At 73.2% G+C, this 1,238-nt stretch carries 1 protein-coding gene; it reads right to left on the minus strand.

Annotation, left to right across the window (positions count from 1 at the left end; genetic code table 11):
- A partial coding sequence (locus tag ACLF3M_RS35260; RefSeq protein ID WP_430661689.1) for an HlyD family secretion protein occupies positions 1 to 1,082 on the minus strand: 1,082 nt, incomplete at its 3' end.
- Positions 1,083 to 1,238 lie beyond the last annotated feature (156 nt).

Below are 1,238 nucleotides of genomic sequence, written 5' to 3' on the forward strand. Positions count from 1 at the left end.
GAGGTGTAGGCGTTGGCCACGCAGCTGCTGCCGGGGACCACGCCGTCCAGCCCGCCCTGGTAGAGCGGCTCCATGATCACCAGCACCGTGCCGGGCTGGCGGAAGGTCTGGAGGTCGATCAGCTGGTCGGTGCTGCGCAGCTGGCCCGTGGCGATGAAGCCCTGGACGTTGGTGACCACCATCGGGATGACCCGCCAGGGCAGCGAGGCGCAGGACGCCTCGGCGATCATCCCCGTGCGCATCACCTGCGCCTCGATCTGGCCGAAGCCGGCGGCGAGCACGGGACGGAGGATGCCGCGGTTCGCCGGCACCAGCACGCCGGCGGGCCTGGCGAGTGGGTTCACGACGTCGCCGACCTGCAGGGTGAACTGCTCGACCCGGCCATCCACGCCGGCGCGCACCACGGTCTTGGCGAGCTCTGCCTCGGCCTGCTCCAGCGCGGCCTCGGCGGATGCCTTCTGGGCGGGAAGCTGCTCGGCGATGCGGGCCTCGACGGCGCTGCGGGAGGCCTCGGCGGCGGCGACGCCGGCCTGGCGGACGCGCACCAGCACCTCGAGCCGCTCGACCTCACGCCGCGCCGCCACGTCGGTCCGGGCGAGCTCGCGCTTGGTCTCGTACTCGTCGATCGCCTGCTGCAGGTTCCACTGCGCCTCCAGCACCCGCGCCTCGGACTGCGCGAGGTCGGCGCGGGCGAGCACGAAGGCGGCATCCACCTCGGCGACCTGGCGCCGCGCGGTTTCCACCGCCGTGCGCTGCGAGCGGTCGTCGAGGCGGAAGATCGGCTCGCCCGCCGTCACGTCGTCGCTGCCGCGGACATAGACCTCGGCGACGCGGCCGATCGTCTCGGGGATGATCGGCACGCTGCGGTAGACCGCGCTGACGAAGGTCGAGGCGGGGTGGAAGTAGAAGATCAGAGTGATCAGGCTGACCGTCAGGATCAGGCAGCCCACGATGCCCCAGCGCAGCTCGAACCAGACGGAGAAGACCGTGATCTCCCGGCCGATCCGCTTGCCCTGGGCGAAGCGGCGGTAGAGGAAATCGGGGACGATCGTGAAGAGCGCGCAGACCAGGAGCTCGAGCATCGCTCAGGCCTCCGGCCGCGGCGCGGCGAGCGCGGCGGGCGGCTCGGCGGGGCCGTCCGGCTTCCAGGGGCTGTCGTCGGCGAGGGTGTCGCCGGCGCCGGGCGGCAGGCCGGCCACCGCCTCGGCCGAGCCCGCGATGCGGCGCAGCGGTCCGGC

Source organism: Falsiroseomonas sp. HW251 (assembly GCF_050563545.1).
In the GTDB taxonomy this organism is placed as follows: domain Bacteria; phylum Pseudomonadota; class Alphaproteobacteria; order Acetobacterales; family Acetobacteraceae; genus Falsiroseomonas.